Raw genomic sequence first — 16511 nt, 5'->3', positions numbered from 1 at the left:
GCCGTCTACCCACGCATTCAAAGGATGCGCATTATAGGCACGCCAAAAGCCCATGTCAAACATTTGCTATTGGTGCGCAGAAAAGGGGGCTCGCGAGAGCCCCCTTCATCGATCAAGTAAATCGATTACTTAACGATTTTTGCCACAACGCCAGCACCAACGGTACGACCACCTTCGCGAATAGCGAAGCGCAGACCGTCGTCCATAGCGATCGGAGCAATCAAGGTAACAACCATCTGAACGTTGTCACCCGGCATTACCATTTCAACACCTTCCGGCAGTTCACAGGTACCGGTGATGTCAGTGGTACGGAAGTAGAACTGAGGACGGTAGCCCTTGAAGAAAGGAGTGTGACGACCACCCTCTTCTTTGGACAGTACGTAAACTTCTGCTTCGAAGGTAGTGTGCGGGTGAATGGTGCCCGGCTTGGCCAGAACCTGACCACGCTCGACGTCATCACGCTTAGTACCACGCAGCAGGGCGCCGACGTTCTCACCTGCACGACCTTCGTCGAGCAGCTTACGGAACATTTCAACACCGGTAACGATGGTTTTAGTGGTGTCGCGAATACCCACGATTTCCACTTCTTCACCAGACTTAACGATACCGCGCTCTACACGACCAGTAACAACAGTACCACGACCAGAGATAGAGAAGACGTCTTCGATCGGCATCAGGAACGGCTGATCAATAGCACGCTCCGGCTCAGGAATGTAAGCATCCAGAGCTTTGATCAGATTAGCAACGGCGGTAGTACCCATACCGTTCTCATCTTCACCGTTAAGGGCCATCAGCGCTGAACCAGTGATGATCGGCGTGTCATCGCCCGGGAAGTCGTACTCGTCGAGGAGCTCACGAACTTCCATCTCAACCAGCTCAAGCAGCTCTTCGTCATCGACCATGTCCGCTTTATTCAGGAACACAACGATGTACGGAACACCAACCTGGCGAGACAGCAGGATGTGCTCACGCGTCTGCGGCATCGGGCCGTCAGCAGCAGAACATACCAGGATCGCGCCGTCCATCTGCGCAGCACCGGTGATCATGTTCTTGACGTAGTCAGCGTGTCCTGGGCAGTCAACGTGCGCGTAGTGTCGCTCTTCAGACTGATATTCCACGTGGGAAGTCGCGATAGTGATACCACGCTCGCGCTCTTCAGGAGCGTTATCGATAGTATCAAATTCACGCCAATCGCCGCCGAAAACCTCAGCAGACACGCGGGTCAGGGCCGCAGTCAGAGTCGTTTTACCGTGGTCGACGTGACCGATGGTGCCGACGTTGACGTGCGGTTTGGAACGTTCGAATTTTTCCTTAGCCACTGCTATAACCTCTTTACGTTAGCTAACGGTTAACCGTTTTGATTGATGACGGCTTCAACGACGCTGGAGGGCGCCTCGTCGTACTTCGAGAACTCCATAGAGTAGCTCGCACGGCCCTGGGTTTGTGAGCGCAGGTCGGTTGCGTAACCGAACATCTCACCCAGCGGCACCGTTGCACGAATGACTTTACCAGAAGAAGAGTCATCCATACCCTGCACCAGACCGCGACGACGGCTCAGGTCGCCCATGACGTCACCCATAAATTCTTCGGGAGTCACGATTTCGACCTTCATCACCGGCTCCAGCAGCACGGCCTTGGCCTTCCTGGCACCTTCCTTCACTGCCATAGAAGAAGCAATCTTGAACGCAGTCTCGTTAGAGTCTACGTCGTGGAAGGAGCCGTCGAACAGCGTCACTTTAACGTCGATCATCGGGTAACCCGCGATGACACCGTTTTTAAGCTGCTCGTAAGCGCCTTTCTCAACCGCAGGGACGTATTCCTTGGGAACCGTACCACCTACGATCTCAGAGTTGAATTTGAAGAAAATCTCTTCTTCGCCTTCACCCTTCTCTTCAGCAGTCAGCGGCTCAATACGCAGCAAAACGTGACCGTACTGACCACGACCACCGGACTGACGTACAAACTTGCCTTCCTGCTCAATGCTGCCACGAATAGTTTCGCGGTATGCTACCTGCGGCTTACCGATATTGGCTTCCACCTTAAACTCGCGACGCATACGGTCAACGAGAATATCCAGGTGAAGCTCACCCATACCAGAAATAATCGTCTGGCCGGTCTCTTCGTCGGTTTTCACCTGGAAAGAAGGATCTTCCTGGGCCAATTTACCCAGTGCAATACCCATTTTTTCCTGGTCAGCCTTGGACTTCGGCTCAACGGCAACCGAGATAACCGGATCCGGGAACTCCATGCGCTCAAGAACGATCTTGTTATCAATATCACACAGGGTATCACCCGTGGTGACATCTTTCAGACCGATACATGCTGCAATATCGCCAGCGAGTACTTCTTTGATCTCTTCGCGCGAGTTAGCGTGCATCTGTACGATACGGCCAACGCGCTCTTTCTTCTGCTTAACGGAGTTATATACACCGTCACCAGACTTCAGAACGCCCGAGTAAACGCGGATAAAGGTCAGCGTACCAACGAAGGGGTCGGTAGCGATCTTGAATGCCAACGCTGCAAACGGCGCACTGTCATCGGCTTCACGCTTAGCGATGGTGCCATCTTTATCGTCCAGCTCACCTTCGATCGCCTTAACTTCAGTTGGCGAAGGCATGTACTCGATAACACCGTCCAGCACCGCCTGAACACCTTTATTCTTAAAGGCAGAACCGCAGGTAACCAGAACAATCTCATTGGCCAGAGTACGCGTACGAAGACCCGCCTTGATCTCTTCGATCGACAGCTCTACGCCTTCCAGGTACTTGTCCATTAGCTCGTCAGAGCCTTCGGCAGCCGCTTCAACCATCTGCTCGCGATATTTCTCGGCAGTCTCTTGCAGCTCAGCCGGAATATCCACGAGTTCGAAATTCATACCCAGGCTAGCCTCATCCCACAGGATAGCCTTCATCTGAATCAGGTCGATAACGCCCTTAAAGTCTTCTTCCGTACCCCAGTTAATCTGGATCGGCACGGCATTCGCACCCAAGCGCTCTTTCAACTGGTCAACAACCATGAAGAAATCAGCGCCAGTACGGTCCATCTTGTTAACAAAGACCATACGCGGTACTTCGTACTTATCGGCCTGACGCCATACTGTTTCGGTCTGCGGCTGAACGCCGGAAGACCCACACAGTACGACAACCGCACCATCTAGCACGCGCAATGAACGCTCAACTTCGATAGTGAAGTCAACGTGCCCAGGCGTATCGATGATGTTGATACGGTGCTCATCAAACTGCTTGGCCATACCTTGCCAGAAGGTGGTGACAGCGGCAGAGGTGATCGTAATACCACGCTCCTGCTCCTGCTCCATCCAGTCAGTCGTTGAGGCACCCTCGTGTGTTTCACCCAACTTGTGATTCAAGCCGGTATAGAACAGTACCCGCTCGGTCGTTGTGGTTTTACCCGCATCAACGTGCGCTACGATACCAATATTGCGATAACGATTAAGTGGTGTCTTGCGTGCCACGGTGAAACTCCCGTTAGTTGGCGATGCTCGTTAACTTAGCAGTGGCAAAAGTGAGCCTTACGCTACCGCCGCTATCACAGAATGATAACGGCGGGGTGTTGCAACAAAGCGACTCGACCTACCACTTCCAACGACGCCCTGCTGAAACAACGTGCATATATAAACGCGAACTTTATAAACACTGCGCTTACAAACGCCGTACTTAAAAACGTCACTCTTGAAAGGGACGCTCTTAGAAACGATAGTGCGAGAAAGCCTTGTTGGCTTCGGCCATACGATGCACGTCTTCGCGCTTCTTAACAGCAGAACCTTTACCTTCTGCGGCATCCAGCATTTCACCTGCCAGACGCTGAACCATCGTTTTTTCACCGCGGCGACGCGCCGCGTCTACCAACCAGCGCATAGCGAGCGCTTGGCGGCGAGACGGACGAACTTCAACCGGAACCTGATAGGTCGCACCACCCACGCGGCGCGACTTCACTTCGACCATCGGCTGGATGGTTTCCAGCGCTTTGTCGAAGATTTCCAGCGGCTCTTCACTACTACGCTCGGCAACCTTGTCCAACGCACCGTAAACAATGCGCTCAGCTATGGACTTCTTGCCGCTGACCATCAGGTGGTTCATGAACTTCGCCAGACGCTCACTTCCGAACTTAGGATCCGGCAGGATTTCGCGTTTAGCTACAACTCTTCTTCTAGGCATGATAAGCCCTCAATTAAGGATCCTTCAGGTAAACCCGGAACTCGCGCTTAGTATCGACTACCCTGCACTGCCCGACCTTACTCTTATCAGACCATCATATTCGTGTTGGACATTACGTTACATACGCTGCAAACACAGCGTGACGGCAAGCTGTCTTAAGACTTCGGACGCTTAGTACCGTACTTGGAACGGCCCTGCTTACGATTCTGTACGCCAGAGGTGTCAAGGGCGCCACGAACGGTGTGATAACGCACACCTGGCAAATCCTTTACACGACCGCCGCGAATCAGAACAACAGAGTGCTCCTGCAGGTTGTGACCTTCACCACCAATGTAAGAAGAAACTTCGAAACCGTTGGTCAGGCGCACACGGCAAACCTTACGCAGGGCCGAGTTCGGCTTCTTGGGAGTAGTGGTGTATACGCGCGTACATACGCCGCGCTTTTGCGGACAAGCCTGAAGCGCGGGCACGTCACTTTTAGTAACGGGGCGCTTGCGCGGCTTACGCACTAGCTGATTAATCGTTGCCATGGTGTTTAGCTGACTCCAATGGTTGCCTAGCCTTTAACAAATACGGGCAGCGGATGCGGGCGCACCCACCCCACTGTTAAAGGCTGCGCATTCTAAAGGCTGACCCTAGTCGACGTCAAGTCTTGCCGGCGGTTTTACCGGCAAGATAGCGCTTCCAGGGTCAGATGCTCATTTTTTACTACTCATTTTTAGAGCTCGTCGTCAGAATCAAGTGCTGTCAACTGTGCTCCAAGCTCCTGCTCTACCTCAGTCGCTGAGGGATTGAACAGGCGCTCAACGTCTTCGCGTTTGCGGCGACGTTCAGCGTGGTGAGTCAGACCGGTACCTGCCGGAATCAGACGCCCAACTACCACGTTTTCTTTCAGGCCGCGCAGATAATCGCGCTTGCCGGTAACAGCCGCTTCGGTCAGTACGCGGGTTGTCTCCTGGAAGGAGGCCGCAGAGATGAACGATTCGGTCGCCAGGCTGGCCTTGGTGATACCCAGCAACAAGCGCTGATACTTCGCCGGGAATTTACCTTCTTTTTCGAGACGAGCGTTCTGCTCCAGCACGCGCACAAGCTCAGCCTGGTCGCCGGTGATGAAGTCAGAATCGCCTGAATCGGCAATTTCGACCTTACGTAGCATCTGACGCACAATAACTTCGATGTGCTTGTCGTTGATGCCTACGCCCTGCAGACGGTAAACATCTTGCACTTCGGCCGTAATGTACTTGGCAAGCTCCGCTACGCCGAGCAAACGCAGAATATCGTGCGGATTGCTCGGGCCATCGGAGATGACCTCACCCTTCTCAACACTTTCGCCTTCAAAAACGGCGATTTGACGCCATTTCGGGATCAGCGCTTCAAACGGATCGCCAGACCCTGGCGTAATCGTCAAACGACGCTTGCCTTTGGTCTCTTTACCGAAGCTCACCACACCGCTGATTTCGGCAAGGATCGCCGGTTCTTTCGGCTTACGTGCTTCGAATAGGTCAGCAACGCGTGGCAGACCACCGGTGATATCCTTGTTACCTGATGCTTCAACCGGAATACGGGCAACCACCTCACCCACACCGATGGTGGAACCATCATCAACGGAGATAATGGAATTGCCTGGCAGCAGATATTGCACTGGCGTGTTCGAGCCGGAAACCGACACGTACTCACCGGCCGCATCTTGCAGCATGACCATCGGACGCTTGTCGCGACCAGCCATCGGGCGAGCGGCGGACTCAATGACTTCGATAGAGGAGAGACCGGTCATCTCGTCGACTGAGCGGTGCATGGTGACACCTTCGTCGAGATCGATGAACTGCGCCTTACCCTCTACTTCAGCAATGATCGGATGGGTGTGCGGATCCCACTTGGCAACCATCGCACCGGCATCAACCACGTCGCCGTCGCGTACGGAAAGTTCAGCACCGTAGGGCAGCTTGTAGTACTCACGCTCACGACCGTGATCGTCAGCCACCGCCAGGGCGCTAGAACGCGATACCACGACCAATTTGCCGTCGGCACGCTCTACGTGCTTAATGTTGTGCAGACGAACCTTACCGCCGTGCTTGACCTGTACGCTATCGACGGCCGATGAACGCGATGCCGCGCCACCGATGTGGAACGTACGCATGGTCAGCTGGGTACCCGGCTCACCGATTGACTGAGCGGCGATAACACCGACAGATTCACCGATGTTGACCTGGTGACCGCGGGCAAGATCACGTCCGTAACAGGACGAACATACGCCGTGCGGTGTGTCACAGGTAATGGTTGAGCGTACGATAATCTCATCCACACCCATGGTGTCGAGCTCAGCACACCACTTCTCGTCTAGCAGCGTGTTACGTGGGATCAGAACTTCTTCAGTACCTGGATCAACCACATCCAACGCAACCACACGACCCAATACGCGCTGTGATAGCGGTACGATGATGTCGCCACCCTCGATAATCGGGTGCAGGGTCAGACCGTTTTCAGTACCACAGTCAACCTCGGTGATCACTAGATCCTGGGCCACGTCCACCAGACGACGCGTCAAGTAACCGGAGTTAGCCGTTTTCAGAGCCGTATCCGCCAGACCTTTACGTGCACCGTGGGTCGAGATGAAGTACTGAAGTACGTTCAGGCCTTCACGGAAGTTGGCCACGATCGGCGTCTCGATGATCGAGCCATCCGGCTTGGCCATCAGGCCACGCATACCCGCCAACTGGCGGATCTGAGCGGCACTACCCCGTGCACCGGAGTCGGCCATGATGAAGACGCTGTTGAACGATTCCTGCTCAACTTCGTTGCCATCGCGGTCAATAACGGTCTCTTTGGAAATACCGGTCATCATCGCCTTGGCGACTTTATCGTTGGCCTTGGACCAGATATCGATAACCTTGTTGTACTTCTCGCCCGCAGTTACCAGGCCAGAAGAGAACTGGTCTTCGATCTCTTTGACTTCAGCTTCGGCCGCGTCGACGATCTCGGTTTTGGCATCCGGGATGACGAAGTCGTTAACGCCGATAGAGGCGCCGGACCAGGTCGCCAGACGGAAACCGGTGTACATCAGTTGGTCAGCGAAGATGACCGTCGGCTTGAGGCCGGAGCGGCGATATACTTCGTTGATCAGGCCAGAAATCGCCTTCTTCTTCATCGGCTGGTCGATCAGCGCAAACGGCACGCCTTCAGGCAGAATGCGGAACAACAGCGCACGGCCAACCGTGGTTTCGTATAGACGACGATGGAATGACTTCTCGCCGGTCTCTTCTTCGATGTCGACCTCGTCCAGACGCACCTTGACACGGGCGTGCAGCGATACCGACTGAGTACCGAAGGCGCGCTCAACCTCGTTGAGGTCAGAGAACACCATGCCTTCGCCCTTGGCGTTGATCTTCTCACGGGTCATGTAGTAAAGACCCAGAACAACGTCCTGCGACGGCACGATGATCGGCTCGCCGTTGGCGGGCGACAGCACGTTGTTGGTCGCCATCATCAGCGCACGGGCTTCGAGCTGGGCTTCCAGGGTCAGCGGCACGTGTACCGCCATCTGGTCACCGTCGAAGTCGGCGTTGTAGGCCGCACACACCAGCGGGTGCAACTGGATCGCTTTACCTTCAATCAGCAGCGGTTCAAACGCCTGGATACCCAGACGGTGAAGCGTCGGTGCACGGTTAAGCAGTACCGGGTGTTCGCGGATAACATCGGCAAGGATGTCCCACACTTCCGGCAGCTCGCGTTCAACCATTTTCTTCGCGGCTTTAATCGTTGAGGCGAAGCCTAGCGACTGAAGCTTGGAGTAGATAAACGGCTTGAACAGCTCCAGTGCCATTTTCTTCGGCAGACCACACTGATGCAGGCGCAGAGTAGGACCCACGGTAATCACCGAACGGCCCGAGTAATCGACGCGCTTACCCAACAAGTTCTGACGGAAACGACCCTGCTTACCTTTGATCATGTCGGCGAGCGACTTCAGCGGGCGCTTGTTGGAGCCCGTGATCGCGCGGCCACGACGACCGTTGTCAAGCAAAGCATCGACCGCTTCCTGAAGCATACGCTTCTCGTTGCGCACGATGATATCCGGCGCATTAAGGTCGAGCAGACGCTTCAAGCGGTTGTTACGGTTGATCACACGACGGTAAAGGTCGTTGAGATCGGAGGTCGCGAAGCGGCCGCCGTCCAGCGGTACCAGCGGACGTAAATCCGGTGGCAGGACAGGCAGCACTTCCATGACCATCCACGCCGGCGCATTGCCGGAGTGGTAAAACGCTTCCAGCAGCTTCAAACGCTTGGAAAGCTTCTTGATCTTGGTTTCAGAGTTAGTCTGCGGAATCTCTTCACGCAGGGTGTTTATCTCTTCTTCAAGATCAATATCTTTGAGGAGTTCTTGCACCGCTTCGGCACCCATGCGGGCATCGAAGTCATCGCCGAACTCTTCAAGGGCTTCAAAGTACTGCTCATCGTTCATCAGCTGACCACGCTCAAGCGTGGTCATGCCTGGATCGATAACAACGAAGGACTCAAAGTACAGCACGCGCTCGATATCACGCAGGGTCATATCGAGGAACATGCCGATACGCGACGGCAATGATTTCAAAAACCAGATGTGAGCAACCGGCGAGGCCAGCTCAATGTGCCCCATACGCTCACGGCGCACGGCTGCCTTGGTGACTTCAACGCCACACTTTTCACAAATGATGCCGCGGTGCTTCATGCGCTTGTACTTACCGCACAAGCACTCGTAATCCTTTACCGGGCCAAAAATCTTGGCGCAGAACAGACCGTCCCGCTCCGGCTTAAAGGTACGGTAGTTAATGGTCTCAGGCTTCTTCACCTCGCCAAACGACCAGGAGCGAATCATGTCCGGCGACGCCAGAGTAATCTTGATCGCGTCAAACTCTTCGGACTGAGACTGCGATTTGAGTACTTTCACCAAATCTTTCATAGCACGGCTCCTAGCTCTCTAACTCAATATCGATGCCCAGCGAGCGGATTTCCTTCACGAGTACATTGAAGGATTCCGGCATGCCTGCCTGCATGGTGTGGTCGCCATCCACGATGTTTTTGTACATCTTGGTGCGGCCTTCGACGTCGTCCGATTTGACGGTGAGCATCTCTTGCAGGGTGTAGGCCGCGCCATAGGCTTCCAGCGCCCACACTTCCATCTCACCAAAGCGCTGACCACCGAACTGTGCTTTACCACCCAAGGGCTGCTGGGTAACCAGCGAGTAAGAGCCGGTAGAACGAGCGTGCATCTTGTCGTCTACCAAGTGGTTCAGCTTCAGCATGTACATGTAGCCGACGGTGACCGGGCGATCAAACGCATCACCGGTACGGCCATCGTGCAGCACCATCTGGCCAGACTCAGGAATGTCAGCAAGCTTCAGCAAGTGTTTGATTTCGTGCTCTTCGGCACCATCAAATACCGGCGTGGCCATGGGGACACCGCCTTTCAGGTTTTTCGCCAGCGCGATAACTTCGTCATCACTGAGCGAATCCAGATCTTCAAGGCGCGCACCCGGCGTGTTGTATACCTGGCCAAGGAAGTCACGGATCTCGGCAACCTGCTGGCCGCGCGCATCACGTAGCATAGCGTCGATTTTGACACCCAAACCACGCGCTGCCATTCCCAGGTGAGTTTCAAGAATCTGACCCACGTTCATACGCGACGGTACACCCAAGGGGTTAAGTACCACATCGACCGGCTCGCCCTTCTCATCGAACGGCATGTCTTCGATCGGCATAATCGCGGAGATAACACCCTTGTTACCGTGACGACCTGCCATCTTGTCGCCTGGCTGGATACGGCGCTTGACCGCCATGTAAACCTTGACGATTTTGAGCACGCCAGGCGCCAGGTCATCGCCCTGAGTCAGCTTGCGTTTCTTGTCTTCAAAACGCTCGTCCATCTCTTTACGACGGTTTTCCAACTGCTCGTCGGCCTGTGCCAGAAGCTCGTTGTAAGCCTCATCCTGCATGCGCAGCTTGAACCACTGCTGACGCGGCAGCTCGTCGAGGTAAGCCTCGTCCAGCACGTCGCCTTTCTTGAGGTTCGGACCGCCGTTAACGGCTTGGCCATCCAGCGTACGCTGCAGACGCTCAAACGTTGCGTCTTCAGCAATACGGTAGGTTTCCTGCAGGTCCTTACGCACTTCATCCAGCTGCATTTGCTCGATGGAGAGCGCACGTGAATCTTTTTCAACGCCGTCGCGAGTGAACACCTGAACGTCGATAACCGTACCTTTCATGCCCGTAGGAGCACGCAGGGAGGTATCTTTTACGTCAGACGCTTTCTCACCGAAGATCGCACGCAGCAGCTTCTCTTCTGGCGTCAGCTGGGTTTCACCCTTCGGCGTTACCTTACCGACCAGAATGTCGCCCGGGCCAACTTCAGCACCGATGTACACGACGCCCGCCTCGTCCAATTTACCCAGCGCGGACTCACCGACGTTGGGAATATCAGAGGTGATCTCTTCCGGCCCCAGCTTGGTGTCGCGAGACACACAGGTCAGTTCCTGAATGTGGATCGTGGTGAAACGGTCTTCTTGAACGACCCGCTCAGAGAGCAGAATGGAGTCCTCGAAGTTGTAGCCGTTCCAGGGCATGAACGCGATGCGCATATTCTGACCCAGTGCCAGGTCACCCATGTCAACAGACGGGCCGTCGGCGAGAATATCGCCACGTGCAACGCTGTCGCCAGGACGCACAATGGGGCGCTGGTTCATACAGGTGTTCTGGTTCGAGCGGGTGTACTTGGTCAGATTGTAGATATCAACGCCGGCTTCACCACCGATGATCTCATCTTCGCTAACCCGTACTACCACACGACGCGCATCTACCGAGTCGATAACGCCGCCACGACGCGCCACGGCACATACGCCGGAGTCACGCGCAACGAAACGCTCCATGCCGGTACCTACCAGCGGCTTGTCAGCACGCAGAGTAGGAACGGCCTGACGCTGCATGTTCGCACCCATCAAGGCGCGGTTAGCATCATCGTGCTCCAGGAACGGAATCAGGGCAGCCGCCACCGACACGACCTGGCGAGGAGAAACGTCCATCAGCGTCACTTGCTCAGGACGCATAAAGGTGGTTTCACCACGGTGACGCACCTGAACCAGGTCGTCAGAAAGCTTATTGGACTCATCTACCGCTGCAGAAGCCTGAGCGATGATGTAGTCGCCCTCTTCAATAGCAGAGAGGTGCACAATATCGTCAGTTACCTGACCCGCATTCACCTTACGGTACGGCGTTTCGAGGAAGCCGTAGCTGTTGGTGTGGCTGTAGGTGGCCAGCGAGTTGATCAGACCGATGTTCGGTCCTTCAGGTGTTTCGATCGGGCATAAACGGCCGTAGTGCGTGGCGTGTACGTCACGTACTTCAAAGCCAGCGCGCTCACGGGTCAAACCACCCGGGCCGAGTGCAGACACACGACGCTTGTGGGTAACTTCCGAAAGTGGGTTGTTCTGGTCCATGAACTGGGACAGCTGGCTTGAACCGAAGAACTCTTTCACCGCCGCTGCAACTGGCTTGGCGTTGATCAAGTCCTGGGGCATCAGGCCTTCGCTTTCCGCCATGGAAAGACGCTCTTTTACCGCACGCTCAACGCGTACCAGGCCGACACGGAACTGGTTCTCGGCCATTTCGCCCACACAGCGAATACGACGGTTACCCAGGTGATCGATATCATCAACGTCACCAAAGCCGTTACGGATATTGATCAGCTCGCGCAGCACATCGAGGATGTCCTTGCGATCCAGTACGCCGGAACCCGTGTCGGATTCACGACGCAGGCGACGGTTGAACTTCATGCGGCCAACGCCCGACAGGTCGTAGCGGTCCTCAGAGAAGAACAGGTTGTTAAACAACGTCTCGGCAGACTCTTTTGTGGGCGGCTCGCCGGGACGCATCATGCGATAAATTTCAACGAGCGCTTCAAGTGCTGAGCCAGTCGTATCCAACTTTAAGGTGTCGGAAATGAACGAGCCGCAGTCGAGGTCATTGGTGTAAAGCGTTTCAATGCGCTTGATGCTGCCTTGCGCCATGCGCTCAAGCACTTCAGGCGTAATTTCGGTGTTGCACGGGCAGATCAGCTCACCGGTTTTGGTGTCAATCTGATCCTTGGCCAGCGTTTTACCGAACAGGTATTCCATCGGCACTTCCAGACGCTCAAGGCCGGCTTTTTCAAGCTGACGAATGTGCTTCTGAGTAATCCGACGACCTTCTTCAACAATAATGTCGCCGTTGCCATCCTTGATATCAAAGGTGGCGGTCTCGCCGCGCAGACGCGAGGGCACCAGCTCCACGGAGAAGCCAGACTTCTCGATGTGGAAAACGCTGGTTTCGAAGAACTCACCGAGGATTTCTTCAGTACTCATGCCTAGCGCACGCATCAGCACCGAGGCCGGCAGTTTGCGGCGACGGTCAATACGTACAAACACGTTGTCTTTGGGGTCGAACTCGAAGTCCAACCAGGAACCACGGTAAGGAATTACGCGAGCAGAGTAGAGCAACTTACCAGAAGAGTGGCTCTTGCCCTTGTCGTGATCGAAGAACACACCGGGCGAGCGGTGGAGCTGGGAAACGATAACCCGCTCAGTACCATTGATAACAAAGGTACCGTTCTCAGTCATCAGGGGGATTTCCCCCATGTAGACTTCTTGCTCTTTAATATCCTTGATTGCCTTGTTCGAGGAATCGCGATCATAAATGATCAAGCGAACCTTGACGCGCAGCGGGGCGGAATAGGTCACGCCACGCAGCTGACACTCCTTAACATCGAACGCCGGCGTACCAAAGCGATAGCTAACGTACTCAAGTGCCGCGTTGCCCGAGAAACTCTCGATCGGGAAAACGGACTTGAACGCCGCATGCAGGCCAACTTCGTGACGCTCGTCAGGCGAACGATCTTGCTGGAGAAAGTCGTAATAGGAATCAAGCTGGATGGCCAGCAAGTAAGGCACATCCATCACTTGGGGCAGTTTGCCGAAATCCTTGCGGATGCGTTTTTTCTCAGTATATGAGTAAGCCATCTGTATTCCCCAGCTTGTTCACCATGGGTGACCGATGCGTGGTCATCGCTGCCCTGCGCGGGCGTGTCAGACGCAGACAGCAAGCTCCTAAACCGGTAGCTCGCCGTCGAAAATCTTGATCGATAACAGTATTACAACAACGGTATTACTGTGTTTCTGCTGCAACCTAAACGTTGCAACAGAAAAAGGCCGGCAGCGGGAAAACCCGCCGCCAGCCGTGGAAGCTTACGCAGCGCGTAAAGCCGTCAGCACAAGAATTACTTGAGCTCGACGCTTGCGCCCGCTTCTTCCAGCTTCGCTTTTGCTGCTTCTGCGTCGTCTTTGGACATGGCTTCTTTGATCGTTGCCGGAGCGCCGTCAACAGCGCCTTTAGCTTCTTTCAGGCCAAGACCAGTGATTTCGCGAACGGCTTTGATGACGTTAACTTTCTTGTCACCAGCAGCGGTCAGAACCAGGTCAAACTCGGTTTGCTCTTCTGCAGCAGCTTCGCCGCCAGCAGCCGGGCCAGCCATAACAGCTGCAGCAGCTGATACGCCGAATTTCTCTTCCATTGCTTCGATCAGCTCAACAACTTCCATTACGGACATGTCGGCTACAGCATTGATGATATCGTCTTTAGACAGTGCCATTTTTCATTCCTAACTTTGCGGGAGCCTCGGTCGGCCGAGGACTCAGGATTCATTGCTCGGTTCAGGCAACGTAATCGGCATAGCGTTCACGCCGCCTGCAAAAAGGTCTGCTTACGCAGCTTCTTCTTGCTTCTGATCGCGCAGAGCGGCCAGGGTACGAACCAGCTTGCCAGCGGAGGCTTCTTTCATTACCGACATCAACTTGGCAATTGCTTCGTTGTAAGTCGGTAGGGTTGCCAGACGGTCGATGTCAGCAGCCGGGATCAGTTCGCCTTCGTAGGCCAACGCCTTCACTTCGAAGTTCTGCTCAGTTTTAGCGAACTCTTTGAACAAACGAGCGGCAGCGCCCGGATGATCGGTAGAGAAAGCCAACAGAGTCGGACCAACAAAGCTCTCGTTCAGACACTCCCACTGAGTGCCCTCGAGGGCGCGGCGAGCCAGCGTGTTACGAACAACACGAAGCTCTACACCATTCTCACGTGCCTGCTTGCGCAGATCGGTCATTTTACCGACCGTTACACCGCGAGAATCGGCAACTACGACGGAGAGTGCGCCCTTGGCCGCTTCACTGACCTCGGCAACAATCGCTTTCTTGCCTTCAAGTGCTAGTGGCACAGTGATCACTCCTTCGTGCCGGAGCCTTTTTAAGGCGCCGGAGGTTACCATCTCTTCCAGGCCTACTCTAACCAGCACTGGAAGCCTTAGGGGATGGTGCTCACCAGAAAGCAATGTCGCTAAAAAGCTTCAACCAACTGGCGGCCACACCATCTGCGCAGGCGCTTTAGGCAATTAAGCCGCGTGAGATAAAAACATCCAGCGCGGCACCTGCGGTCTTTGACGGTGCTCCAGTAGGCTTACCTAACTAGAGGACCGCAAAGTTCTTGCTCGGTTCTTACTTAAACCTGTCGACGGTCTGCTTATACAAACGCAGAGTGGTCGATAGTCAGACCTGGGCCCATGGTAGTGGACAGGGTGACTTTCTTAAAGTAAATACCTTTAGAGGAACTCGGCTTGAGCCTCTTAAGGTCAGCAACCAGCGCTTCCAGGTTGCCTTGAACAGACGCAGCATCAAACGTCACTTTACCCAGCGTCGTGTGGATAATACCGTTTTTGTCAGTACGGAAACGTACCTGACCGGCTTTGGCGTTCTTAACTGCGGTTGCAACGTCAGGCGTTACGGTGCCGACTTTCGGGTTCGGCATCAGGCCGCGCGGACCAAGAATCTGGCCCAGCTGACCAACAACGCGCATAGCGTCCGGAGAAGCGATAACGACGTCAAAATCCATCACGCCTTTCTTCACTTGCTCAGCCAGCTCATCCATACCCACAATGTCAGCGCCTGCTTCTTTAGCAGCATCAGCGTTAGCACCTTGAGTGAAGACCGCTACGCGTACATCTTTACCAGTACCGTTAGGCATGACGGTTGCGCCACGAACGACCTGGTCAGATTTACGCGGATCAACACCCAGGTTGATCGCGACATCAACAGACTCATTGAACTTAACAGTAGACAGCTCAGAAAGCAGTGCAACCGCGTCTTCCAGAGAGTACGTCTTGTTGGCATCTACTTTCTCGCGAATGACCTTCGCGCGCTTAGACAGTTTAGCCATGATCAGAGACCCTCCACGTTAAGGCCCATGCTACGAGCGCTGCCTGCGATAGTACGTACGGCGGCATCGAGATCAGAAGCCGTCAGATCAGGCTCCTTGGTTTTGGCGATCTCTTCAATCTGCTCGCGCGTCACGGTACCGACCTTCTTCTTGTTCGGCTCACCAGAACCCGACTTGATACCAGCGGCTTTTTTCAGCAGCACGGCAGCAGGCGGTGTTTTGGTAACGAACGTGAAGCTACGGTCAGAGTAGACAGTGATCACGACAGGCGTCGGCAGACCCGGCTCAATCTCTTGAGTCGCTGCGTTAAACGCCTTACAAAATTCCATGATGTTCACACCGTGCTGACCCAGTGCTGGGCCTACGGGCGGACTTGGATTGGCTTTACCTGCAGCTACCTGCAGTTTGATATAAGCCTGGACTTTCTTGGCCATGGTAAACACTCCAATTGGGTAATAGCGCCTTGCGGCTCCCCGGGACTAGCGAGACAGCCAACGGCTGCCTCTTACGAATTTACGACGTTTTCTTAACCTGCATCCTACTCTTTCTCGACCTGAGAAAATTCAAGCTCGACAGGTGTTGCACGCCCAAAGATCAATACACTGACCTGCAAACGGCTCTTGTCGTAGTTGACTTCTTCAACCAAACCGTTGAAGTCGGCAAAAGGACCATCGATAACACGTACCGACTGGCCCGGCTCAAACATTGTCTTGGGCCGCGGCTTATCAGTTCCGTCTTTAACGCGACGCAAAATAGCGTCCGCTTCACGGGTCGTGATCGCAGCCGGTTTCTCTTTCGTTCCGCCGATGAAGCCCATAACGCGCGGAGTCTCATTAACGAGATGCCATGTCTCATCGACCATCTCCATCTCGACTAATACATAGCCGGGATAGAATTTACGCTCACTCTTGCGGCGTTTGCCGTCGCGCATTTCCACGACTTCTTCCGTCGGCACCAGAATTTCGCCAAAACGATCTTCCATACCGTACATTTTTACGCGCTCAATCAGTGAGCGCATAACATGCTTCTCAAAACCGGAATAGGCGTGGACGACGTACCAACGTTTGGACATGAAAA

At 54.5% G+C, this 16511-nt stretch carries 11 protein-coding genes; all 11 read right to left on the bottom strand.

The annotated features are described in order from the left end of the window. Positions 1-125: 125 nt before the first annotated feature. Positions 126-1319 carry an elongation factor Tu gene (gene tuf / locus ACT3T6_RS04270; protein WP_193053647.1) on the bottom strand — a complete coding sequence of 398 codons (1194 nt, stop codon included), beginning with the start codon at positions 1317-1319 and terminating at the stop codon, positions 126-128. Between the two features lie 29 nt (positions 1320-1348). Next, positions 1349-3472, bottom strand: a complete 2124-nt coding sequence (gene fusA / locus ACT3T6_RS04265; RefSeq protein WP_193053648.1) for an elongation factor G — start codon at positions 3470-3472, stop codon at positions 1349-1351. Between the two features lie 232 nt (positions 3473-3704). Next, the gene (gene rpsG, locus ACT3T6_RS04260) at positions 3705-4175 is read right to left on the bottom strand and encodes a 30S ribosomal protein S7 (RefSeq protein WP_018917738.1); all 471 of its coding nucleotides are present in this window, start codon (positions 4173-4175) and stop codon (positions 3705-3707) included. A 155-nt stretch (positions 4176-4330) separates the two neighbouring features. Further along, positions 4331-4705 carry a 30S ribosomal protein S12 gene (gene rpsL, locus ACT3T6_RS04255; protein ID WP_009098973.1) on the bottom strand — a complete coding sequence of 125 codons (375 nt, stop codon included), beginning with the start codon at positions 4703-4705 and terminating at the stop codon, positions 4331-4333. A gap of 188 nt (positions 4706-4893) precedes the next feature. Continuing rightward, positions 4894-9108 carry a DNA-directed RNA polymerase subunit beta' gene (gene rpoC / locus ACT3T6_RS04250; protein ID WP_193053649.1) on the bottom strand — a complete coding sequence of 1405 codons (4215 nt, stop codon included), beginning with the start codon at positions 9106-9108 and terminating at the stop codon, positions 4894-4896. 10 nt (positions 9109-9118) lie between these two features. Continuing rightward, positions 9119-13195 carry a DNA-directed RNA polymerase subunit beta gene (gene rpoB / locus ACT3T6_RS04245; RefSeq protein ID WP_172117719.1) on the bottom strand — a complete coding sequence of 1359 codons (4077 nt, stop codon included), beginning with the start codon at positions 13193-13195 and terminating at the stop codon, positions 9119-9121. A 257-nt stretch (positions 13196-13452) separates the two neighbouring features. Further along, on the bottom strand, positions 13453-13824 hold the full coding sequence (rplL, locus tag ACT3T6_RS04240; protein ID WP_087108966.1) for a 50S ribosomal protein L7/L12: 372 nt from the start codon (positions 13822-13824) through the stop codon (positions 13453-13455). Between the two features lie 111 nt (positions 13825-13935). Further along, entirely contained in the window at positions 13936-14439 is a 504-nt protein-coding gene (gene rplJ, locus ACT3T6_RS04235) for a 50S ribosomal protein L10 (RefSeq protein WP_018917742.1), read from the bottom strand. A gap of 302 nt (positions 14440-14741) precedes the next feature. Beyond that, positions 14742-15434, bottom strand: coding sequence for a 50S ribosomal protein L1 (rplA, locus tag ACT3T6_RS04230; protein ID WP_193053650.1), 693 nt, complete (start codon positions 15432-15434; stop codon positions 14742-14744). Positions 15435-15436: 2 nt separating this feature from the next. Further along, positions 15437-15868 (bottom strand): 50S ribosomal protein L11, encoded by a 432-nt coding sequence (gene rplK, locus ACT3T6_RS04225; protein WP_172117721.1) that lies wholly within the window; start codon positions 15866-15868, stop codon positions 15437-15439. Between the two features lie 104 nt (positions 15869-15972). Further along, the gene (nusG, locus tag ACT3T6_RS04220; protein WP_193053651.1) at positions 15973-16506 is read right to left on the bottom strand and encodes a transcription termination/antitermination protein NusG; all 534 of its coding nucleotides are present in this window, start codon (positions 16504-16506) and stop codon (positions 15973-15975) included. Positions 16507-16511: the final 5 nt, after the last annotated feature.

It is taken from the genome of Halomonas sp. 72, assembly GCF_052379785.1.
Classification (GTDB): Bacteria; Pseudomonadota; Gammaproteobacteria; order Pseudomonadales; family Halomonadaceae; genus Vreelandella; species Vreelandella citrativorans.
Note: the sequence above shows the minus strand (reverse complement) of the source record. Positions and strands in the feature narration are given on the sequence as shown.